This window comes from Actinomadura monticuli, from assembly GCF_041463655.1.
GTDB classification, from domain to species: domain Bacteria; phylum Actinomycetota; class Actinomycetes; order Streptosporangiales; family Streptosporangiaceae; genus Spirillospora; species Spirillospora monticuli.
Genome location: NZ_JAXCEI010000007.1, coordinates 251,321 through 271,779, shown reverse-complemented (window position 1 = coordinate 271,779; position 20,459 = coordinate 251,321). Strand labels below are relative to the sequence as shown.

Genomic DNA, 20,459 nt, shown 5'->3' with positions numbered 1-20,459 from the left:
GGCCTTTTTTGTCACGGGCGGAACGCGGGGCCGGGGCGGAGCGTCCAACCTCCATGGCCGGACCGTACGCACGTTCCCGCTGGGCGCCGGCTCTCGCCTGCACGGCACTCGCCGCCTGTGCGCTGACCGCCTGCGGCGACGACCCGAACGAGGCCGGGCCGCCGGCGTCCCCCGCGCCCTCCGCGTCCACGACGTCGTCCCCCGCCAAGGACACCCCCGCCCAGGAGACGCTCGTCCTGCGGTGGCGGCGGACCGGAGGCATCGCCGGCCTCGGCGGCCCCGGAACCGTCCCCGAGTTCTCCCTCTACTCCACAGGACGGGCCATAGCGGCGTCCCGGGACGGGCTGACCGAGTACCGCCTCAAACCGGACGCCCTGCGGCGGCTCCTGGACGAGGCGCGCGCGGCCGGCCTCGGCCGCTCGCACACGGTCGGCTCCGACCGGATCGCCGACGCGATCATCACCGTGGTCACCCTGGGCGGCGCGACGACCCGCGTCATCCAGCCGGAGTCGCAGGCCGGGCCGGAGGCCCGCTTCCTGACGAGGCTCGACCCGGCCGGCTGGGCCGCGTCCGACCAGTCGGCGCGGCCCCGGCCGTACGAGCCGGGGACGACGGCGGTCCTCGCGGGCGAGTCGGCCGTCACCGGCGCCGCCGAGAAGTGGCCGCTGGAGCCGCTGGGCGACGGGGACCGGGTGGCCGGAGGCATCTGCACTCTCGCCCCGTCCGGGAAGGTCCCCGCCGCCGAGCCGGGCACCGCGTGGCGCAGCGGGGGGAAGACCTACTCCGTCCGCTTGCGGCCCCTGCTGCCCGGCGAATCGTCCTGCAAGGACCTCGGCTGAGGGACCGGGTCAGCGGTCGTCCAGTTCGGCGGCGACCTCGCGGGCCGTCGCGGCCAGGTCGGGCTCCAGCTGGTCCAGGCGCGCGTCGAGGTCGTCGGCGAAGCGGAGGCGCTCCACGTCCGGTGCGGGGACGGCCTCGGGCATCCAGGCCGAGTGGATCAGGAACGGCACCGTCGTGCCGTTCGGCGGGGCCAGGACGGCGACGGGTCCCCGCCCGACGTCGGCGGCGTCGAACAGCTCGACGCGGAACCGGTCGTCGTTGTGGACCGCCACGACCAGGTAGCCGTCGTGGCCGCCGGGCTCCGCGCCCGCGTACCGGCTGCCGCCGCGCCCGCGCGGGACGAAGGACGGCGACGTCGGGTAGTCGTCCAGGGCGAACGCCCACTCCGACAGGGCCTTGAGGTCCTCCCGGTCATGGCTCACCAGGACGGCCGGGGTCTCCTCGGCCGGGAACAGGGACGGGTCGATCCGGCCCGCGTAGTTGCGCATGGCGCGCCGGTTGATCGCCTCCGGGTGGAAGCCGAGGTAGACGAGGTGGTGCCGGGTCGGGGCGGTCTGCCCCTCGATGCTCCAGTCGATGGCCGACAGCTCGGCCTGCCACCAGCGCTCGGCGTCGCGGGCGCGGGCGCGCTCGGTGATGCGGCCGGTCTCCGGGTCGAACCGCAGGACGGTCGTGAGCGCGGGCGCCATGCCGTGGCAGTACATGCCGCGCAGCGCCGGGTCGACCGGGCGGCCGTGGACGTCGACGTCGTCCTCGCGCAGGTACATTCCGATGTCGACGCCCTCGCCGTGCTCCATGACGACCTGGACGCCGTCGGAGTCGTCGTAGCGGGCGTAGAAGTGGTTGACCTCGGGCGCGAGGCGGAACCGCGTGCAGCCGACGGTGCCGCGCCCGGGGACCAGGTCGTCCTTGCGGACCAGCAGGACGGGCCCGTCCGGGTTGTTGGGCGCGGTGCGGTCCCCGCCGAAGATCTCCTCGACCTCGATCTTGAAGGCGGTGTCGGCGAGCACGAGCCAGTCGCGGGTCTGGGTGATGGTGTGCGTGGCCTGCGGCAGCGCCGCGTCCTCGACCTCCCAGCGCTGGACGCGGGTGCCGGTCCCGTCGTAGCGGACGACCGACACGGTGCCGGTCAGCACGTCCCGGCTGACGCTCCACAGGCAGCCCCGCTCGGGGTCGACCACCGGATGCGCGGTGGTGGAGACCAGCGGCAGGACGGCGTGGTCCATGGCGGGCCGCCAGTCGTCGCGGTGCCCGACCTCGGCGACGAACTCCAGCGTGACGGGGTCGACCTCGACGGGGCGCCCGGCGTCCCAGGTGGCGAAGAGGCGGTCGCCCCACGGCAGCGGCGCGGTGTTGGCGGCGTTGACGAACCCCCAGGGCGAGTCGGTGCCGACCGGCCCGGCGGTGAACAGGTCGGGCCGCTTGCCGCGCAGCCGGACGGACGGGGTGTCGATCACGCGGGCGCGCCAGGGGAACCGGCCGTCCGGGCCGGGGCGCAGCGGCATCCGCGCGATGATCCCGTCGCCGAAGAACGCGTGCCGCGGGCGGGTCCGCTGGTCGGAGGTGCTCACGACGTAGTGGCCGCGCACGTCGTCCGGCCACGTGCCGGCGATGACCTCCAGGTCCATGTCGGTGCTGTCCTGCGTGCCGAGGATGGAGCGGGGAACCGGCATGAGCCCTCCAGGAGCTATTGACTTCCCGCCAATCAACAGCCCGCCACGCAGCACCGTCAAGACCGGCTCCGCGGTCCATGCTCGGGCTGCACCTCGTCCCGGGCATGACGTACAATTTCCTGTACGTCGCACGAAGGGGGAGTGACATGAGGACGATGTCGTACTCGGAGTCCCGCGCGAAGTACGCGGAGACGCTCAACGCGGTCGTCGACGACCGCGAGGAAGTGATCATCACTCGCGCCGGTCACGACCCGGTGGTCATAGTCGCGCTCGATGACTACGAGTCGCTCAAGGAGACGGCCTACCTGCTCAGAAGCCCGGAGAACGCCCGCCGTCTGCTGGCCTCCATCGACCGCCTGGAGCACGGCGGCGGCGCCGAGCACTCCCTGGCCGAATGAAACTCGTCTGGGACGAGAGCGCGTGGGACGACTACGTCTGGTGGCAGACCGAAGATCGTAAGGTGCTCAAGCGGATCGACACGCTGATCAAGGACGTCCAGCGCAACGGCAATGACGGCATCGGCAAGCCCGAACCGCTCAAGCACGGGTTCCACGGCTACTGGTCGCGCCGCATCACCGATGAGCATCGCCTCGTCTACAAGTTGGCGGAGAGTGAGATCCGCATCGCCGCCTGCCGGTACCGCTACGGACGGTGAGTTCCGCGGCGGAACCCGGCGCTAGGGCGCGCTCTGGAGGGCGCCGTGCTCGGCGCAGCGGGCCGTCCAGCCGAGCGGGGTCACCTGGACGACCATGCGGCGGCGGCAGTGCGCGCAATAGCGGGGAGGTTCCATCTCGCGGGCGGCACGGCAGCCGGCGTGGTCGCCGGCGGGATCGCCCTCGGCGGCGGGTTCGCCGCAGCGGTCGCAGTACACGCGCCCACCCTACGACGGCGCGCGCATGCGGGTGACGGTGCCGGTGTCGTAGCTCCCGTCGGCGAACTCGGGGCGGTCGAGCAGTTCGCGGAGGAAGGGCAGGTTGGTCGGCGGGCCCTCGATGTGGAACGCGTCCACGGCGGCGCGGGCGCGGGCGAGCGCGTGCGCGCGGTCGTCGCCGTGCACGCACAGCTTGGCGAGCAGCGGATGGTAGGTGGGGGTGACGATGTTGCCCTCGGCGTAGCCGGCGTCGATGCGGATGCCGTCGCCGACGGGCTCCTCCCACACCTTGATCTCGCCGGAGCCGGGCAGGAACTCGCGCGGGTCCTCGGCGTGGACGCGGAACGCGATCGCGTGGCCGTGCGGCGTCGCGTCCGCGAACGAGACGGGCTCGCCCGCGGCGACGCGGAACTGCTGCTCGACCAGGTCGATGCCCGTGGTCATCTCGGTGACGACGTGCCCGGACGGCAGGCGGGTGCTCATCTCCAGGAAGGAGAAGTCCTGCGCGGCGGGGTCGACCAGGAACTCGATGCTGGCGACGCCCCGGTAGCCGACGGTCTCGCCCGCGCGGACGGCCGCGGCCAGCATGCGCTCGCGGAGGGCGGGGCCGGCGCCCGGCGACGGGGACTCCTCGACGATCTTCTGGTACCGGCGCTGGACGGAGCAGTCGCGCTCGCCGAACGGGACGACGGTGCCGTCCGCGAGGCCGAGGATCTGCACCTCGATGTGCCGGGCGCCCGGCACGTACCGCTCCAGGAGCACCTCGCCGTGCCCGAAGACGCGCTCGGCGGCGGCGCGGGCCGTCTCGTAGGCGGCGCGGAGGGACGGTCCGTCGTGCGCGACGGCGAGGCCGACGCCGCCGTCCCCCGCGGCGGGCTTCACCATGACGGGGTAGCCGATGCGCGCGGCCTCCTCCGCCGCGGTGCGCGCGTCCCGGACCGGCTCCCACACGCCGCGCCCGACGGGGACGCCCGCCTCCTTCATCAGGTTCCGCGCGTTGATCTTGTCGCCCATCCGGGCGACGGCGAGCGGCGGCGGCCCGACCCACACCATGTCGCGCTCGGCGACCTGGCGGGCGAACGGGGCGCTCTCGGCGAGGACGCCGTCGCCGGGGTGGATCGCCCGCGCGTTGGTGCGGTGCGCGGCCTCCAGGATCGCGGCGGTGTTCAGGTAGCTGCGGGCCGGGTCGGCGGGGCCGATGAGGACGGCCTCGTCCGCCTCGGCGACGAACGGCAGGTCGGCATCGGCGTCGGAGTACACGGCGATGGCCTTCAGGCCCATCGCGCGGGCGGTGTGCAGGATCCGTCCGGCGATCTCCCCGCGGTTGGCCACGAGCACGGACTCGAACACTGCGGACTCTCCCTAGCCAACCGACAGGACGGGACGTCCCGAGACTAGTGCGGATCGTTGACTTGCGGCGTGTTGTTGTTATGTGCGGCTCATAACAACAACACGCCGCAGGTCAACGGGGCGGGGAGGGCCAGTTCGTCGGTGCGGTCCTCGATGCCTCGGCGGAACGCCTCGCCCTCGGGGGTGAGGGACTCGCCAAGGAGGCCGCGGGCGCGGAAGCGCTCGGCGGGCGCGTTCCGCCGCTTCCTCGGCACCGCCGAGGCGCTGCACATCATGCGCTCGCCGGGCTCCGGCGTCCCGCCGTCCCGCTTCCGCCCGCCGGTCTACGTGACGATCTGGAGCTGACCGGGGCCGCACGGCTCCGTGCGGCCCCGGCTCCGGCCTCAGCTGCCGATGATCTTCCTGGCCGCCGCCGGCGGCACCTCGGCGTACGCGGCGAACCGCATGGTGAAGACGCCGCGGCCCGACGTCATCCCGCGCAGGTCCCCGACGTAGCCGAACATCTCCGCCAGCGGGACGCGGGCCCGGACGATCCGCGCGCCGGCGCGCTCACCCGTCCCCTCGACCCGGCCGCGGCGGCCGTTGAGGTCGCCGATGACGGCGCCCAGGTACTCCTCGGGGGTGGTGACCTCGACGGCCATCACCGGTTCGAGCAGCACCGGGGACGCGCGCCGGACCGCCTCCTTGAACGCCAGCGAACCGGCGATCGTGAAGGCGAGCTCGGACGAGTCGACGGGATGGAAGTCGCCGTCGAGCAGCGTGACCCGCACGCCCGTCATCTCGTGCCCGGCGAGGACGCCGGCCCGCATCGCCTCCTGGCAGCCCGCGTCCACCGACGGGACGAACTCCTTCGGGATCCGCCCGCCGGTGACCCGGTTGACGAACTCGTACCCGTCCGCGATGGGTTCGAGGGTGATCTGCACCTTCGCGTACTGGCCCTTGCCGCCCGTCTGCTTGCGGTGCGTCAGGTCGACCCGCTCGACCGCCCGCCGGACGGTCTCGCGGTAGGCGACGCGGGGACGGCCCACGTTGGCCTCGACATGGAACTCCTCCTTCAGGCGTGCGACGAGGACCTCCAGGTGGAGTTCGCCCATGCCGCCGATGACGGTCTGCCCGTTCTCGTCGCGGACCTGGATGGACGGGTCCTCCTCCGCGAGCCGGTGGACGGCCGCGCCCAGCTTCTCCACGTCGCCCCTGGCCCTGGCCTCGATCGCGACCTCGATGACCGGGGCAGGGAAGTCCATGGACTCCAGGACGACCGGGTGCGCGGGGTCGCACAGCGTTTCGCCGGTGGTGGTCTGCTTCAGGCCCATGACGGCGACGATGTCGCCCGCGCCCGCCGCCCCGATCTCCACCCGCTTGTCCGCGTGGACGCGGTAGATCTTGCCGATCCGCTCCTTCCGCCCCTTGACGCCGTTCAGCACCGTGGCGCCCTGCACCAGGCGCCCCGAGTAGATCCGGACGAACGTGAACCGGCCCAGGTGCCGGTCGCTCATGACCTTGAACGCGAGCGCGGCCAGCGGCGCGTCGTCCGAGACCTTCCGCACGTCCAGCGGCGACGGCAGGTACCGCACGACCGCGTCCAGCAGGGGCTGGACGCCCTTGTTCTTGAACGCGCTGCCGCACAGCACCGGCGTCGCGGCCGACGCGACCGTCAGCCTCCGGATCGCCGCGTGGAGCTGCTCCGCGGACGGCCGCACACCGTTCAGGTAGAGCCGCATGACCTCCTCGTCCTGGTCGGCGACCGTCTCGACGAGCGTGCGCCGCCACCGGCGGGCGTCCTCGGCCAGGCCGGACGGGACGTCCACGACGGTGTGCCGCCCGTCCGTCCAGACGTGGGCGCGCATGGAGACGAGATCGACGACGCCCTCGAACCCGGCCTCGGAGCCGATCGGCAGCTGCACGACCAGCGGCACGGTGCCGAGCCGATCGCGGATCATGTCCACGGACCGGTGGTAGTCGGCGCCCGGCCGGTCGAGCTTGTTGACGAAGCAGACCCGCGGCACGCCGTACCGGTCGGCCTGCCGCCACACCGTCTCCGACTGCGGCTCGACGCCCGCGACGCCGTCGAACACGGCCACGGCCCCGTCCAGCACGCGCAGGCACCGCTCGACCTCGATGGTGAAGTCGACGTGGCCGGGCGTGTCGATGAGGTTGACGGTGTGGCCGTCCCAGTGGCAGGTCGTCGCGGCGGACGTGATCGTGATGCCCCGGTCGCGCTCCTGTTTCATGTAGTCGAGCGCGGCGGCGCCGTCGTGGACCTCGCCGATCCGGTGCGAGACGCCGGTGAAGAACAGGATCCGCTCGGCGGTCGTCGTCTTGCCGGCGTCGATGTGCGCCATGATCCCGATGTTGCGGACGGTGGCGAGGGCAAGGGCTGTGGCGGTCATCGGGATCCTCCTTCTCGCTCGATGACGTCCGCCGCCGGACAAGATCGTCCATATGCGGCACCAGCGACGCTAACCGCCGGGACCGGCCGGGCGCGAAGGGTTTTCGGCACTCAGGGTCTTCGGGCGCCTCAGGGTCTTCGGGCGCCTCAGGGGTTTCGGGCGCCTCAGGAGGTGCGGCCGCGGTCGACGTCCGGGAGGGTCTCGATCACGCTGCGCAGGTGGGCGCGGGCGGCGCGCTCGGCGGCGTCCGGGTCGCCGGCGGCGATCGCCTCGATGATGTCCAGGTGCTGCGGCAGGGAGGTCTGCGGGCGCCCCGGGTGCATGGCGAGCCTGAACTGGTGCCGGACGTTCTGCGCGCGCAGCCGTTCGAGGACGTCGGACGCCGTCCGCTGCCCGCTGATCTCGCGGATCCGGCCGTGCAGGCGCTCGTTCAGCCGGGAGTAGCCGAGCACGTCGCCGGACGCGACGGCGGCCCGCATCTCGGCGCCGATCTCCCGCAGCTCGGCGGCGTCGGCCCCGGTGGCGCGGGCGGCGGCCTTGGCCGCGCACAGCCCCTCGATCACCATCCGGACCTCGGAGATCTCGACGGCCTCGGTGAGGGAGACGGCGCGGACGCGGGCGCCGCGGTTCTGCACGCGCTCGATGAGCCCCTCGTTGGCGAGCTCGGCGAGGGCGGCGCGGACGCCGGCGCGGCTCGCGTCGAACCGCTCGGAGAGGTCCGCCTCGATCAGCCGCTGGTTCGGGACGAACTCGCCGCTCAGGATCGCCTCGCGGATCCCGCTCACCACGTCGCTCACCGGCACTCCCGGATTGTCGCCATTTTTGTCGCTGATCTAGGGTAGCGGTAGCGGGACGTCACGTCAGGGAGGGGAACGGCATGCCGGTCGTCGCGGTGCTGGGACTGGGCGAGGCGGGCGGCGCGATCGCGGGCGACCTCGTCGCGGCGGGCGCCGAGGTCCGCGGCTACGATCCGGCCGTTCCCGCGCCGGACGGCATGGTCGCCTGCCGGAGCGAGGCCGAGGCCGCGGCCGGGGCCGACCTCGTGCTGAGCGTCAACAGCGCGCACGACGCCGCCGCGGCACTCGGCGCAGGGGCGGGGGCCGTCGGCGACGGCGCCGTCTGGGCCGACATGAACACCGCGTCGCCGGGTCTGAAGCGCGAACTCGACGCCGTCGCCCGGGAGCGCGGCGTCCGGTTCGCCGACGTGGCGATCATGGCGCCGGTGCCGGGGCGCGGGCTGCGCACGCCGCTGCTGGTCAGCGGCGGCGGCGCCCGCCGCGTCGCCGGCGTCCTCGGCCCGCTCGGCGCCGAGGTCCAGGTCATGGACGGCGCGGCCGGCCTCGCCGCGGAGCGCAAGCTGCTGCGCAGCGTGTTCTTCAAGGGCCTCGCCGGGGCGGTCGTCGAGGCCCTCGAAGCCGCGCGGGCCGCCGGCTGCGAGGACTGGCTCCGCGCGAACATCGTCGAGGAGCTGGTCGCGGCCGGCGAGCACACCGTGGACCGGCTCGTCGGCGGCACCTACCGGCACGCCGTCCGCCGCGCCGCCGAGATGGAGGCGGCGGCCGCCATGCTGGACGAGCTGGACGTCCCGAACCCGATGGCCGCCGCGAGCCGCGATCTGCTGAGGCGCCTGGCTAGCCGACCGGCGGGGTGCCATGGGTGTGGAACGACTCGATCGTCTTCAGCCCCCACGCCTGGCCCTTCGCCCGCTCCGCCTCCGTCCAGGTGATCGTCTTCCAGTCGGGCGCCAGGATGAGGCGGGCGCACGGGTTGCACAGCTCGATCCGGTTGCCGCCCGGCTCGTAGACGTACAGGAAGAACGTCTGCTGGATGGCGTGCTTGTGCGGCCCGGTCTCGATGAAGACGCCGTGGTCGAGGAAGATGTCGGCGGCGCGGAGGATGTCCTCGCGGGTGTCGGTGGCGAACGCGATGTGGTGCAGGCGGCCGTTGCTGCGCGTCCAGTCGCGCGTGTAGACGAGGTCGTAGGACTTGTTGGTGAAGGTCGTCCAGCGCCCGCCGATGGTGCCGTCGTCCAGCCGGATCTGCTCGGTAGGGTGCGCGCCGAGGACGTCCACCAGGAACTCGGTGCTCGGCTCGACCTCGGCGGCGAGGAAGTTGACGTGGTCCAGGCGGCGGACGCACACGCCCATCGCCGGGTACGCCTGCGCCTGGTTCTTCAGCGACGGCGCCAGCTCGGGCGGCGCCTCGTACCACTCCGACTCCCAGTAGACCTCCAGCTCGTGCCCGTCGGGGTCGCGGAACACGTAGGTCGGGCCGATGCCCGGGTCGCCGTCCCGCCAGCCGATGCCGAGCCCGGCGTCCTCGATCGCCCTGACCCGCCGGTCGAGGGCCTCCCGCGAGGACGCGCGCAGCCCGGTCCGCCGGATGCCGGACGTGCCGTGCGCGGTCAGCTTGAGGGTGTGGTGCTCGTAGTCGTCCCACGTCCGCAGGTACACCGAGTCGCCCTCCGCGCCGACCTCGGTGAGGCCCATGACGCGGGTGAAGAACCGCAGGCTCTTCTCGGGTTCGGGTGTCAGCAGCTCGACGTGGCCGACGTGCGCGATCTCGTGCTTGATGGTCATGGCTGGCTCCGGGGGAAGACGGTTCCGTCGAAGAGTCTGCGCGCCGTCCGGACGATGCTGGACCGCCGGACGGCCGTGCCGTCCAGCTCCACCACCACGTCCAGCCGGCCGGTCGGATGCTCGATGCTCATGGGCGTGCCCGGCGGCGGGAACTCGGCGAGGTCGTGCCCGGCCGCGCCGTCGATCAGCAGCGCGGTCGCGACGCTGACCGCGCCGAGGACGCCGATCGAGGTGTGCATGCGCAGCGGGATGAACGTGCGGGTGCAGATCATCCCGCCGTCGCGGGGCGGTGCGACGAGGGTCGTCTTCGGCACCGAGGAGGCGGAGACGTCGCCGAGCCCCATCAGCTCGCCGGCCCGCAGCCGCAGCGACTGGATCCGGTCCCGCAGGTGGGACAGGTCGGTCTCGTACCCGGTGGCGCCGAAGTCGGACGCGGCGGCGACCACGACCGGCATGCCGTTGTCGACGCAGGTGACCTGGACGCCGTCGATCACGTCGCGGGGGCGGCCGGTCGGGAGGAGCGCCCCGGTGGACGATCCCTCCGTCCCGGCGAAGTCGAGGTCGATCCGCGCGGCCGTGCCGGGGACGCCGGAGATGGCGGTCGCCCCGTCGTAGTCGACGGCGCCGCCCGGCGTCGGGAACGTCGCGGTGGCGACGCTGCCGGAATTGACCATCCGGATGCGGACGCTCGTCTCCGCCCGGCCCGCCGGCACGAGCCCGCGCTCGACCGCGAACGGCCCGATCCCGGCGAGCAGGTTCCCGCAGTTCTGCCGGTCGGAGACGGTCGGCTCCTCCACGCCGAGCTGCAGGAACAGGTAGTCGACGTCGGCGGCGCCGTCGGCGGACGGCGACACGACCGCGACCTTGCTGGTCAGCGGGTGCGCGCCGCCGATCCCGTCGATCTGCCGCGGGTCGGGTGTGCCCATGATCCGCAGCAGCAGGTCAGCGCGCTCGGACGGGTCGGACGGCAGGTCCCCGGCCAGGAAGTAGGCGCCCTTGGACGTCCCGCCCCGCATCAGCATGCAGCGCACACCGGTCATGTCCCCGAGTCCCCCGTCCGGCCCGCGTACTGGGCGTAGTCGACGTACTCGATGCCCATCCCGGCGAGCCGGCCGCGGAGGCCGTACCGGTCGAGGCCGAGCTCGCCCGCCTGGAACGCGGCGCGGGTCGCGGCCTCCTTCTCCTCGCGGGCCCGCGCCGCCCGCACCGCCTCGGCGGCGGACTCCCGCTCGACGCGCACCACCCCGTCGTCGTCGGCGAGGATCACGTCGCCTGGCCGGACGACCTGCCCGCCGATCGTCACCGGCACGTTCACCGCGCCCGGCGTGGCCTTGACCGTGCCCTGCGCGCTGACGGCCGACGACCACACCGGGAAGCCCATCGCGTGCAGCTCCGCGACGTCCCGCACCCCGGCGTCGATGACGAGCCCGCGCACGCCGCGGTACTGGAGCGCGGTCGCGAACAGCTCGCCGAACATGCCGTCGGTGGACGGCGAGGTGGTGGTGACCACCAGCACGTCGCCGGGCCGGCACTGCTCGACCGCGACATGGATCATCAGGTTGTCGCCCGGCCACGAGAGGACGGTCACCGCCGTCCCGGCGATGGAGGCGCCCAGGTGCACCGGCCGCAGGGACGGGCCGAGGTACCCGGTGCGCCCCATGGCCTCGTGGACGGTGGCGACCCCGTATCCGGCGAGGGAGTCCACCGCGGCGGCGTCGGCGCGCGGCGGGTTCGTGACGACGACGGTCCTCATGCCAGCTCCGTGGTGGTCTGCGGGTACAGCCGGACGAACGCCTCGGCGCGGGTGTCGTGCGGCAGCCCCAGGTTCGGGCCCGCGTTGCGCTTCAACTGGACGCCGCGCCGCTTGGCGAGGTCGGTGTAGTAGTCCCACATGTGGACCTGCGCGGGCAGGCACTCCATCGCCGCCCGCTTCCTCTCGAACACCGGGGTGATGTCGAGCAGCACGTCCGGCCGGAAGTCGCACTGCTCCGGCTGGTGCGGCTCGAAGAAGAACACCGGCGGCGCCCCGAGCGGCTCGCCGGGCGCGTCGTAGCCGATGGCCTGCGCGAGGACGCGCGCCTGCAGCGCCATCCGCGCCGCCGCCGGGTGGTCGCCGTTGTAGGGGTCGGCGAGGGTGTGGGTGAGGACGACGGCGGGCTCGAAGTCCCGGTAGATCCGGACGAGCCGGTCGACCAGCTCCGGCGACTCGGCGAGCGGGTAGTCGCCGGCGTCCAGGAACTCGATCTCGGCGCCCAGCTCGGCGGCGGCGGCCTCGGCCTCGCCCCGCCGCAGCTTCTTGATCTCGTCCAGCCGCTTGCCCTCGCGCCAGGCGCGGGCGGACTCGCCGCGCTCGCCGTAGCTCAGGCAGACCACCTTCGCGCGGTCGCCGCGCGAGGTCGCCAGGGCGATCGCGCCGGCGGCGCGCCAGACGAAGTCGCCGGCGTGGGCGCTGACGACGAGCAGGGGGTTGGGGGAGGCGGAAGTACTCATGGTCACGTACTCTCCGCCTTGTAACCCAAATTGTCAACAATTCTGCGGACAAGCCGGCCCGGCGGTACCGGCGTTCCCGGCGGCTCGCGGACGCTCCCGGCGCGGAGGCGCTCCCAAGCATGGGGCCGCCGCGCGGCCCGCCGGGATGTGGGTGGCGGCGGGGCGCGCGGCGGCCTGTCTCCGAGCGGGCCCGCGGACGGGCCCGCGAGGGTCAGCCCTTGGCCGGGTCCAGGGACGCGATGGCCTCGGGGGTGAGCTTGGCGGCGCGCTCCCGCTGCGGGAAGCGGCCGACGTCGATGCGGGCGACCTCCTTGGCCGTCCGGTAGTCGACCACGGAGATCTGGTCGTCCTCGGCGAGCGAGACGAAGCAGTCGCGGCCGTTCGGGCTCGTCTGCGTCCAGTACGGGAGGGCGTCGGTGGCGTAGGTGACGGTCCCGTCGGTGGTCAGGCCGGGCCGGGAGACGATGGACACGTAGTCGTCGATCGTCCCCGCCACGCACAGCTTGGACTCGTCGGCGTTCATCGCCATGCCGTGGTGCGCGGAGTTCTGCGGGTAGTCGTCCGGCTTCATCCCGGCCGCCTTGTCGCTGAACGGCATCTGCACCGTCCGGGTGATCTTCCCGGCGGCCAGGTCGTACTCGACGAACCCGTTGAGGTAGGACAGCTGCGCGTACATCGTCTTGTTGTCGCGGGTGAACACCGCCGGGCGGATCCCGTACTCGAAGTCGTAGGTGCGCAGGGGCTTGAACGTCTTCGCGTCGACGGCCGTGACGGCCCGCGACCCCTTGAGCCCGTTCAGCAGCTTCGGCAGCGAGGTGATGCCGATGCTGGAGTTGTAGAGGATCGTCCCGTCGGGCGAGTAGTCGTTGGCGTGCGGATAGGTGCCGGTGGCGAAGCTCGTCTGCAGGTTCCCGTTCGCGGTGTCGATGACCTCGGCCTTGCTCGCGGTGGTGGCCGAGACGATGAACTGCCTGCCGTCCGCCGACAGGGCCGCGTGGTCGGCCTTGAAGCCCTCGGTCTTGCGCCGCCACAGCATCTTCTTCGACGCGATGTCGAACGCGACGGCGTCCGACAGCGCGCCCCGCGAGATGTAGATCGTCCGGCCGTCCGGGGAGACGGCCATGTCGTCGACGAGCTTGCGGTAGCCCTGCGCGGCGTTGACGGCCTCGTAGCCGACGCGCTCCACGAGGTTCATCCCGTCCAGGCGTTCCTGCAGGTCGGGGACGACGTTGAGGGAGCCGAGATTCCGGTAGGTGGCGGTGTCGATGAAGCTGACGGTGCCGCCCTGGCCGTTGCCGACGGCCATGACGTCCCGCAGCTCCGCAGCGCCGGCGTTCGCGGGCAGGGCGCCGGAGACCGCGGTCGCCGCCAGGACGGCGCAGCCGAGCAGCGCGGTTCGTTTTCGCAGACTCAGAGAAGGCATCGGGTGCTCCAGCGGGGGGTATCAGTCTGAAAACGCCTGTGGTCGAACTTTGGCTACTGGACAGTAATTCAGCCGGATGTGCGACACAAGACCCAGATGCGGGGAAAATGCCGTCCAAGCCGGCGAAAGGAGCGAGGTGACAGGCAGGCGCGCGACACCGACCGGCAGGTACGGGGGCAGATCCGCGGCCGAGCGGCGCGCCGAGCGCCGCCGCAGGTTCCTGGACGCCGGGCTGGAGATGTTCGGCCGCGGCCCCGGCTACCGGGCCACCACGGTCGCCGCGCTCAGCGAGGCCGCCGGCCTGTCCACCCGCCAGTTCTACGAGGAGTTCCGCACCCTGGAGGACCTCCTCGCCGAGCTCCACCTGGAGGTCAACGACGCCGCCGAACGCGACGTCGTCACCGCCCTCCCGTCCGTCGAGGGCCTCGGCCTCGCCGAACGCACCGCCCGCCTCTTCCGCGCGTACGCCGCCAGCATCACCGCCGACCGGGCCCGCATCCGCATCGCCTTCGTCGAGATCGTCGGCGTCAGCCCGCGGATGGACCGGCAGCGCCTGACCCGCCGCGCCCGCTGGGTCGACTTCCTGTGCGCCGAGGCGGCCGCCGCCGCCGACCGCGGCGAGATCGCCGACCGCGACTACCGCATCGCCGCGACCGCCTTCATCGGCAGCATCAACGGCCTCCTCCACGACTGGAGCGCCGGCTGGGTCGACGCCACCCTCGACCAGGTCATCGAGGAACTGGTCCTCATGCTCCTCGGCCGCCTCCACACCCCCGACCTCCCGTCCGGCCTCTGATCCGGCGGGGCGGCGAGGTCAGCGGCCCGAAGCCGCGGTGGGGGTCAGGAGGGCCAGGCGGGCGCCCGTCGGGTCGGTGACCATGGAGAAGCGGCCCGGTTCGACGTCCGCCGGCGGGATGCGGACGCGGCCGCCCAGTTCGGCGGCCTTCGCCGTGGACGCGTCGCAGTCGGCCACCTGGAAGTACGGGATCCAGTGGGCCGGGTAGTCCGGCGGCCAGCGCTCGTCCATCGCCACCAAGCCCGCCACGGACCAGTCGCCGATCTTCCAGTTCGTGTAGACGGTGCCGTAGTAGTCGCGGTCGACGGCCTTCCAGCCGAACACGGCGCCGTAGAAGGCGCGGGCGGCGTGGAACTCGCGGGAGGCCAGCTCCACCCAGCACAGCGTGGACGGCTCACGCGCGGCGCCCGCGCCCTGCAGGCGGTAGGGGTACCAGAGGGCGAAGTCGGCGCCCTCCGGGTCGGAGCAGACGGCCATCCGCCCGAGGTCGGCGACGTCGGTCGGCTCGACCAGGACCAGACCGCCCGCGGCGCGGACGGAGTCCAGGCACGCCGGGATGTCGTCGGTGCGGAAATAGCACGACCACGAGGAGGGCAGGGAGTCGTCGTCGAGGGTCAGCATGCCGCCGACCTCCGGTCCCTGGACGTCGCCGAGGGTGAAGATCTCGTATTCCCCGACGTCGGCGGTGAGCGTGTAGGAGTACCAGCCGAACAGGTCCCGGTAGAAGTCCTTCGACCGCTCCGGGGCCGGGCTGGCCAGTTCCGCCCAGGTCGGGAAGCCAGGGGGGTAGGAGGTCATCTCGGGCATCGCCGGTCCCTGACAGCTCGCATCCCTCCACGCTAGGGACGGGCGCGCAATCTGCGCTGTCGGGAATCGCCAAGATCACCCAAATGTTGACGAGTCCGGCGGCCGGGCACCGGGGGCGCGATCAGCGGCGCGGATCGAACCTGGCGCGGGCCTCCGGGTTCGGCTCCAGGACGGCGAAGCGGACGCCCGTCGGGTCCGTCAGGATCGAGAAGCGGCCGTTCTGCACGTCGCTCGGCGGGACGCGGATCCTGGCGCCCAGCTCCACCGCCAGCGCCGCGGACGCGTCGCAGTCGGCCACCTGGAAGTACGGGATCCAGTGGGCCGGGTAGTCCGGCGGCCAGCGCTCGTCCATCGCCACCATGCCCGCCGCCGGCCAGCCGTCCACCTCCCAGTCGGTGTAGACGGCGCCGTAGTAGTCGCGGTCGACGGCCTTCCAGCCGAACACGGCGCCGTAGAAGCGGCGGGCCGCCTGGATGTCCCTCGCGGCCAGCTCCGCCCAGCACATCGTCCCCGGCTCGCCGGCGACGGGTACCAGATCAGGCTCCAGCGGCTCCCACAGCGCGAACTCGGCGCCCTGCGTGTCCGAGCACAGTGCGGCGTTCCCCATCTGGGCGACGTTGACGGGGTCCATCAGCGTGTCCCCTCCCGCGGACCGGACGTCGTCGAGCGTGGCCTCCAGGTCGGCGGTGTAGAAGTAGCACGACCAGGACGGCGCCTGCGTGTCGTCCGCCAGCCGCTGCATGCTGCCGACCCCCGGACCGTTGATGTCGCGGAGCGTGAAGACCACGTAGTCCCCGTACTCGCCGATGGTCAGCGTGTAGGCGTACCAGCCGAACAGCTCGCCGTAGAAGCGGCGCGACGCATCGACGTCGGGACTCGCGATCTCGACCCAGAAGGGCGTCCCGAGGACGTGTCCCGTCGTGCCCCGCCCGCTGTCCGATGCGTCCATGAGCCTCACGCTAGGGACGTACGCGCAATCTCCGCGATGTGGGCGGCAAGGGCGCTCGCCAAGGCGGGCCCAAGATTCGGCAATTCGGCGCCCGCCCGCGCGTTCTCGCGCCCGCCCGCGTGTTCTCAGGCGCTCACGACGGTCTGGAGGAGGCCCCAGACGAAGTGCGCGACGAACGCCGTTCCGTCCGGCGCGGTGATCGTGGCGTGCCACCGGCTCGGCGCGTCACCGTCCTGGTGGGCGACCGCACCGAACCGGGCGTCGACGTCGCCCACCACGCACGACCAAGGGACGAGGTCGTCGACGCTCCGCAGGTCCGGCACGGGGACGCCGTCGTCGCGGACGAGCCACTCCTGCATGACCGAGCCGTCCGGCGCCATCATGATCTCGAAGCGGAGTCCGGGCCAGAGCGGCAGCGGCGGCCACCACGCCGTCTCGCAGGCGACATCGCCGATCCGGCGCTCCGCGGCGCCGGCGGCCGGGCCGAGGACGGTCTCGTAGCGGCGCCGCCCGCGCGGGAACGTCCGGGACCGCAGGACGCGCTGCCAGCGGGCGTTGACCTCCCGCATCTCGGTGCGGGACGCGCCGAGCGCGCGCATCGCGTCCTCGACGAGGCCGGGCTGGTAGTCGGCCATCCGGCGGAGCAGCACGAGCTGGAACTCCCGCCGCGCGAATCCGTGCATCGGCGGACACGCTACCGGTTCTCGAGGTCCTGCTCGGAGGGGCGGGGCGGCTCGGGGCCGTCCGGGCCGCGGCGCACGACGTAGTCGACGCGGACCACCCGGAAGCGGCGGCTGAGGACGGCGACCTCGGCCGGGCGGGTGCCGTCGCGCAGCCGGCCGGCGGCGGCGCGGCAGGCGGCGAGGTCGTGCGGGGACGCCCCGCGCAGCGGCACGACCAGGTCGAGGTACGCGGCCAGGTGCTCGCGGACGGCGGCGGGGCTGTGCAGGAACGGGCCGTGCGCCGGCCACCGGCCGGCGTCCTCCTCGGCGAGGGCGAACCGGGTCGGCAGCCGGGCGATCCCGGGGTGGGTGCCGAGCGCCCGGCGGGCGTCGCGGGTCGCCCCGGGCGGGACCAGCGGGCCCTCGGGGACGTGCTCCCAGCGTTCCCCGAACAGGGCGGCGGACCCGGGGACCTCCGCCTCCGGCAGCAGGCCGTGGTCGAACCGGTGCGCGTCGCGCCGGGTGCGGGGCTCGGGCAGCGCGTCGGGGTCGTCGGCGCGGGGCGGTTCCGGGCCGTCCGGGCCGAACCGGCAGAACCGGTCGGCGCGCACCACGCGGAACACGCGCCCGGCGACGGTCAGCTCGTCCGGCCTGTCGCCCGCCGGCCCGGAGCCGGGCAGATCGCCGTCGAGCCGGGCCGCGCCGCGCCGGTACTCCGCGCGGACGCTCTCGGGGACGTCGCCGTCGCGCGCCATGCCCCGGAACCACCAGCCGAGCGAGTCGCGCGCGTCCTGCGGAGTGGTCCGCTCCATCCCGGACATCATCCAGCCGCCGGGAACCCGCTCCATCACCCCGTACGTCGCGCCGTACCAGCGCACCTCGGGATGCGTCAGCCGGGCGCGCGCGTCGCCGAGCCGCGCCGATCCGCTCGCCGGCGGCGGGAGCGGGAGATCGCCGGCGAGGGCCGCACCGTCGCTGCCCCTCATGCTTCCATCGTCACAGGGGACCGTGCGCACCGCTCGTGTTTCCCCGATTCCGGCCGGTCAGGACTTGCGGGCGCCGATGCTGGCCGCGATCTTCGGCCAGCTCTTGGCAAGCTCGACCTTCCAGTACTTCCAGTTGTGCATGCCGGGCCCGTAGAGGTTGGCGGTGATCGGGACGCCCGCCCGCTTCGCCGCCGCGACGAAGTTCTCGTTCATCGTCCCGGCGAGCTGCTCGCCGATCCGTCCCGCGTCGGTCGGCGGGGCGCTCGCGGGGTCGTAGGGGCCGGGCTGGCCGTTGCCGCAGGAGACGTAGACGCCGATGCCCTTGAGCTTGGCCACGTTGACGGTGGCGTCGTGCGCCCGCCAGTTCGCCTGCGCGGTGATCGGGTCGCCCCAGATGGCGGTGCCCGCCTCCCGGTTCATGGACGTCAGGATGACCGGCATGCCCGGGGCGGTGATGTTGAGGGCGCCGCTGTAGGACGCGGCGTACTTGAACTTGCCCGGGTGGCGCTCGGCGTAGGTGATGGCGCCCTGCCCGCCGGACGACAGGCCGATCGCGGCGCGCACGCCGCCCGCGTGGAAGTTGCGCTCCATCAGCGGGATGACCTCGTTGATGTGGAAGGTCTCCCACTCGGGGATGCCGCCCTTGCCGCCGTTCCACCAGTTGGTGTACGAGCCGTTCCAGCCGCCCTCGGGCATCACGACCATCGCGTTGTAAGGGCCGATGATCTGCTCGATGTTGGAGTCCTTGGTCCAGGACGTGTAGTTGTTGCTGCCGCCGTGGTAGGCGTACACGACCGGCCACGTCTTGGTGGTGCTGGACGTCCAGCCCTTGGGGATCATCACGCGGGTCTTCACCGCGGCGCCGAGCGCCGGCGAGGCGATCGTGACGTCGAACTGCCGCGAGTTGATCTTCTTGACCCCGGTGATGGCGGCGCCGTCCGGGGCCTTGGCGTACTTGCCGGAGCCGCCGCCGGACGGCATGTGCGGCTTCTGGCCGTGGCTGCCGCGGTTGCTGTCGGGGTCGTTGGTGCTGGGCGAGCCGCCGCCCGTCTTGAACGGGTTGCTGTTCAGCGGGAGGCTCGGCAGCTTCGGCGCCGCCTTCGGCGATCCGCTCGGGGACGTCGCGGGCGCCGACGGCTGCGTCGCCGGCTCGAACGAGGGGACCGGCTGCGAGTTGCCCGACGCCTCCGACTTGCCCGTCGGGACGCCGATACCGGCCTGGGCCAGGCCGACCATGACGGTGGGCAGCAGTACGGCCGCCGCCGCGGTGCCCGCGATGGCGATCTTCCTGTCGGTACGCTTCTTCATGGACTCCCCAGCCGCTCGGGCCACCCCCGGCCCGACGCTCTGCTCGTCCGGAAGAAACTACTGTCCCGGACGTCACACCCGCAAGTATTGGCAAAAAATGCAATAAAGGCGAGACAAGCCGGGCAAGGCCATTTCCCGCGCGCGCCCCACGTCCAGCCCGGCGTGTGCGCGGCGGCCGGACGTCCACCGTCCTCTGTGCGGGCGAGCGCCGTGACCCCGGCGGTACCTGCCGGGGTCACGGTTCGAGCGGTGGGGCCGGTCCTGGAGGGGTGGGGCCGGTCGACGTCAGGGCCGGACGCCGCCCCCGCCGGGGGTTAGGGCTGGGTGTACTTGTACGTGGCGGTGACCGTGGCCGAGGAGGGGCAGAGCAAGCCGCTCGACTTTGTGACGGTCTGGTTGCTGAAGGTGACGGTGAGCGGGAAGTTCGCGGTCGAGGGCGTGTAGCTGCCGGTCAGGTTCCCGCTGTAGGTGCAGCCGATCGCGCTCATCTTGAAGCCGTTGATCTTGACGACGCCGCCGCTGATGCTGCCGCTCCAGGGCAGGCCGCCGGGGGTCACGGTGACCCCACAGCCGCCGGCGGTGGCGGAGGTGTAGGACGTGGTGGTGCCGTTCGCGGCGACGGTGCCCTTCAGGACGGAGCTGGTGCAGGTGGCCGAGACTCCGGCGTTGATCACCATGTTGCCTTGGAGGGTGGCGGTGAACGCCCCGGGCGTCACGGCCAGGGCGGGCGCGGCCGTCAGGCCGACGACGGCGGTGGCCGCGGCTGCTGCGGAGGCCGCGACCGCGGCGAACTTCGTGGTGCGAGACAAGGGGGTCCTCACTTCGAACGTTGGGCGTCGCGCCTGCACCCGGGGGGTGGGGTGGGAGGTCCACTGACCCATGCGGAACTCCGCCCATGGCCGGTGGGAGAAGTCGCCGTGATTCAGGGACCGGGGCCCGGGGGAACCGCACCGTCTCCTTCGACATGGGTTCCATCCGGAGTAGAACGCGTTCTAACAGAGAAGATAGACAAGGGTCATAGGGCCGTCAATACCCAACACGACTCTACCGTTATCTGGTAATGACAGCGATCATAAAATGCCGTTTTGTACGTCCGTAAGTAGCCATCCATGCAGGATGCAGACATAACCGCCGCCTGGAGCATGTCCAGTCCCCTCGGCCCCGCCCTCTTCGGCAACGGCGGCGACCGCCCAGGCAATGCCAGTGAGAACCGGTTACACAACGCTGGACTCGCGCGAGGTCACGAGGAGTGTTCGAGCGGTTGTGAAATTTCGCATCCACGCTGATCGCACTGAGAATCCGCGTCGGACTCCAGCGGGCTGGTATCTCTGATCT

Annotated in this window: 23 protein-coding genes; 6 read left to right on the top strand and 17 right to left on the bottom strand. The window is 72.6% G+C overall.

The genetic code is table 11. The features are described from left to right. Nucleotides 1-53: 53 nt before the first annotated feature. Nucleotides 54-839 (top strand): hypothetical protein, encoded by a 786-nt coding sequence (locus SM611_RS18250; RefSeq protein ID WP_371950825.1) that lies wholly within the window; start codon nt 54-56, stop codon nt 837-839. Nucleotides 840-848: 9 nt separating this feature from the next. On the opposite strand, the gene SM611_RS18245 is transcribed toward SM611_RS18250, so the two are convergent. Beyond that, a complete protein-coding gene (locus SM611_RS18245) occupies nt 849-2,513 on the bottom strand; it encodes a carotenoid oxygenase family protein (protein WP_371950823.1) in 1,665 nt (554 codons plus the stop codon). Between the two features lie 146 nt (nt 2,514-2,659). Here SM611_RS18245 and SM611_RS18240 point away from each other — a divergent pair, with 146 nt between their 5' ends. Both SM611_RS18240 and SM611_RS18235 read left to right on the top strand, forming a co-directional pair. Then, nucleotides 2,660-2,911: a type II toxin-antitoxin system Phd/YefM family antitoxin gene (locus tag SM611_RS18240; protein ID WP_371950821.1), complete on the top strand. Its 252-nt coding sequence runs from the start codon at nt 2,660-2,662 to the stop codon at nt 2,909-2,911. After that, nucleotides 2,908-3,168, top strand: a complete 261-nt coding sequence (locus SM611_RS18235; RefSeq protein WP_371950819.1) for a Txe/YoeB family addiction module toxin — start codon at nt 2,908-2,910, stop codon at nt 3,166-3,168. The genes SM611_RS18240 and SM611_RS18235 overlap by 4 nt, the downstream gene beginning before the upstream one ends. Nucleotides 3,169-3,189: 21 nt before the next feature. On the opposite strand, the gene bsaP is transcribed toward SM611_RS18235, so the two are convergent. The 3 genes from bsaP to SM611_RS18220 form a co-directional block, all read right to left on the bottom strand. After that, a complete protein-coding gene (bsaP, locus tag SM611_RS18230) occupies nt 3,190-3,384 on the bottom strand; it encodes a biotin synthase auxiliary protein BsaP (protein WP_371950817.1) in 195 nt (64 codons plus the stop codon). Between the two features lie 9 nt (nt 3,385-3,393). Continuing rightward, the gene (locus SM611_RS18225) at nt 3,394-4,734 is read right to left on the bottom strand and encodes an acetyl-CoA carboxylase biotin carboxylase subunit (RefSeq protein ID WP_371950815.1); all 1,341 of its coding nucleotides are present in this window, start codon (nt 4,732-4,734) and stop codon (nt 3,394-3,396) included. Between the two features lie 89 nt (nt 4,735-4,823). Beyond that, on the bottom strand, nt 4,824-4,988 hold the full coding sequence (locus tag SM611_RS18220; protein ID WP_371950813.1) for a helix-turn-helix domain-containing protein: 165 nt from the start codon (nt 4,986-4,988) through the stop codon (nt 4,824-4,826). Here SM611_RS18220 and SM611_RS18215 point away from each other — a divergent pair. Beyond that, nucleotides 4,918-5,079, top strand: a complete 162-nt coding sequence (locus SM611_RS18215) for a hypothetical protein (RefSeq protein ID WP_371951048.1) — start codon at nt 4,918-4,920, stop codon at nt 5,077-5,079. The genes SM611_RS18220 and SM611_RS18215 overlap by 71 nt on opposite strands. Before the next feature lie 38 nt (nt 5,080-5,117). Here the strand turns inward: SM611_RS18215 and fusA are convergent, their stop codons facing one another. Further along, nucleotides 5,118-7,124 carry an elongation factor G gene (gene fusA, locus SM611_RS18210; RefSeq protein WP_371950811.1) on the bottom strand — a complete coding sequence of 669 codons (2,007 nt, stop codon included), beginning with the start codon at nt 7,122-7,124 and terminating at the stop codon, nt 5,118-5,120. A gap of 164 nt (nt 7,125-7,288) precedes the next feature. Then, nucleotides 7,289-7,921 carry a GntR family transcriptional regulator gene (locus SM611_RS18205; protein ID WP_371950809.1) on the bottom strand — a complete coding sequence of 211 codons (633 nt, stop codon included), beginning with the start codon at nt 7,919-7,921 and terminating at the stop codon, nt 7,289-7,291. Between the two features lie 80 nt (nt 7,922-8,001). On the opposite strand from SM611_RS18205, the gene SM611_RS18200 reads away from it, so the two are divergent. Continuing rightward, entirely contained in the window at nt 8,002-8,850 is an 849-nt protein-coding gene (locus tag SM611_RS18200) for a DUF1932 domain-containing protein (protein ID WP_371950808.1), read from the top strand. Here SM611_RS18200 and SM611_RS18195 read toward each other — a convergent pair. From SM611_RS18195 to SM611_RS18175, 5 genes are all read right to left on the bottom strand, one after another. Continuing rightward, nucleotides 8,756-9,703: a catechol 2,3-dioxygenase gene (locus tag SM611_RS18195; protein WP_371950807.1), complete on the bottom strand. Its 948-nt coding sequence runs from the start codon at nt 9,701-9,703 to the stop codon at nt 8,756-8,758. The two genes, SM611_RS18200 and SM611_RS18195, sit on opposite strands and share 95 nt — an antisense overlap. Then, a complete protein-coding gene (locus tag SM611_RS18190; RefSeq protein WP_371950805.1) occupies nt 9,700-10,743 on the bottom strand; it encodes a 4-oxalomesaconate tautomerase in 1,044 nt (347 codons plus the stop codon). Before SM611_RS18190 ends, SM611_RS18195 begins: the two co-directional genes overlap by 4 nt. Continuing rightward, nucleotides 10,740-11,456 carry a 4-carboxy-4-hydroxy-2-oxoadipate aldolase/oxaloacetate decarboxylase gene (locus SM611_RS18185; protein ID WP_371950803.1) on the bottom strand — a complete coding sequence of 239 codons (717 nt, stop codon included), beginning with the start codon at nt 11,454-11,456 and terminating at the stop codon, nt 10,740-10,742. The genes SM611_RS18190 and SM611_RS18185 overlap by 4 nt, the downstream gene beginning before the upstream one ends. Then, complete coding sequence (locus tag SM611_RS18180; protein WP_371950802.1) at nt 11,453-12,193, bottom strand: PIG-L deacetylase family protein; 741 nt, start codon at nt 12,191-12,193, stop codon at nt 11,453-11,455. Before SM611_RS18180 ends, SM611_RS18185 begins: the two co-directional genes overlap by 4 nt. Nucleotides 12,194-12,404: 211 nt before the next feature. Next, on the bottom strand, nt 12,405-13,616 hold the full coding sequence (locus tag SM611_RS18175; RefSeq protein ID WP_371950800.1) for a YncE family protein: 1,212 nt from the start codon (nt 13,614-13,616) through the stop codon (nt 12,405-12,407). 136 nt (nt 13,617-13,752) lie between these two features. Between SM611_RS18175 and SM611_RS18170 the strand changes: the two genes are divergently transcribed. Further along, nucleotides 13,753-14,412, top strand: coding sequence for a TetR/AcrR family transcriptional regulator (locus SM611_RS18170; RefSeq protein ID WP_371950799.1), 660 nt, complete (start codon nt 13,753-13,755; stop codon nt 14,410-14,412). A gap of 18 nt (nt 14,413-14,430) precedes the next feature. On the opposite strand, the gene SM611_RS18165 is transcribed toward SM611_RS18170, so the two are convergent. From SM611_RS18165 to SM611_RS18140, 6 genes are all read right to left on the bottom strand, one after another. Next, nucleotides 14,431-15,219 carry a VOC family protein gene (locus SM611_RS18165; RefSeq protein WP_371950797.1) on the bottom strand — a complete coding sequence of 263 codons (789 nt, stop codon included), beginning with the start codon at nt 15,217-15,219 and terminating at the stop codon, nt 14,431-14,433. 121 nt (nt 15,220-15,340) lie between these two features. Beyond that, complete coding sequence (locus SM611_RS18160) at nt 15,341-16,168, bottom strand: VOC family protein (RefSeq protein ID WP_371950795.1); 828 nt, start codon at nt 16,166-16,168, stop codon at nt 15,341-15,343. 125 nt (nt 16,169-16,293) lie between these two features. Beyond that, entirely contained in the window at nt 16,294-16,851 is a 558-nt protein-coding gene (locus tag SM611_RS18155; protein ID WP_371950794.1) for a hypothetical protein, read from the bottom strand. 11 nt (nt 16,852-16,862) lie between these two features. Then, a complete protein-coding gene (locus SM611_RS18150) occupies nt 16,863-17,816 on the bottom strand; it encodes a DUF5954 family protein (RefSeq protein WP_371950793.1) in 954 nt (317 codons plus the stop codon). A gap of 57 nt (nt 17,817-17,873) precedes the next feature. Beyond that, nucleotides 17,874-19,124, bottom strand: a complete 1,251-nt coding sequence (locus SM611_RS18145) for an alpha/beta hydrolase (RefSeq protein ID WP_371950792.1) — start codon at nt 19,122-19,124, stop codon at nt 17,874-17,876. A gap of 314 nt (nt 19,125-19,438) precedes the next feature. Continuing rightward, nucleotides 19,439-19,933, bottom strand: a complete 495-nt coding sequence (locus tag SM611_RS18140) for a PraA/PraB family alkane oxidation protein activator (RefSeq protein ID WP_371950791.1) — start codon at nt 19,931-19,933, stop codon at nt 19,439-19,441. Nucleotides 19,934-20,459 lie beyond the last annotated feature (526 nt).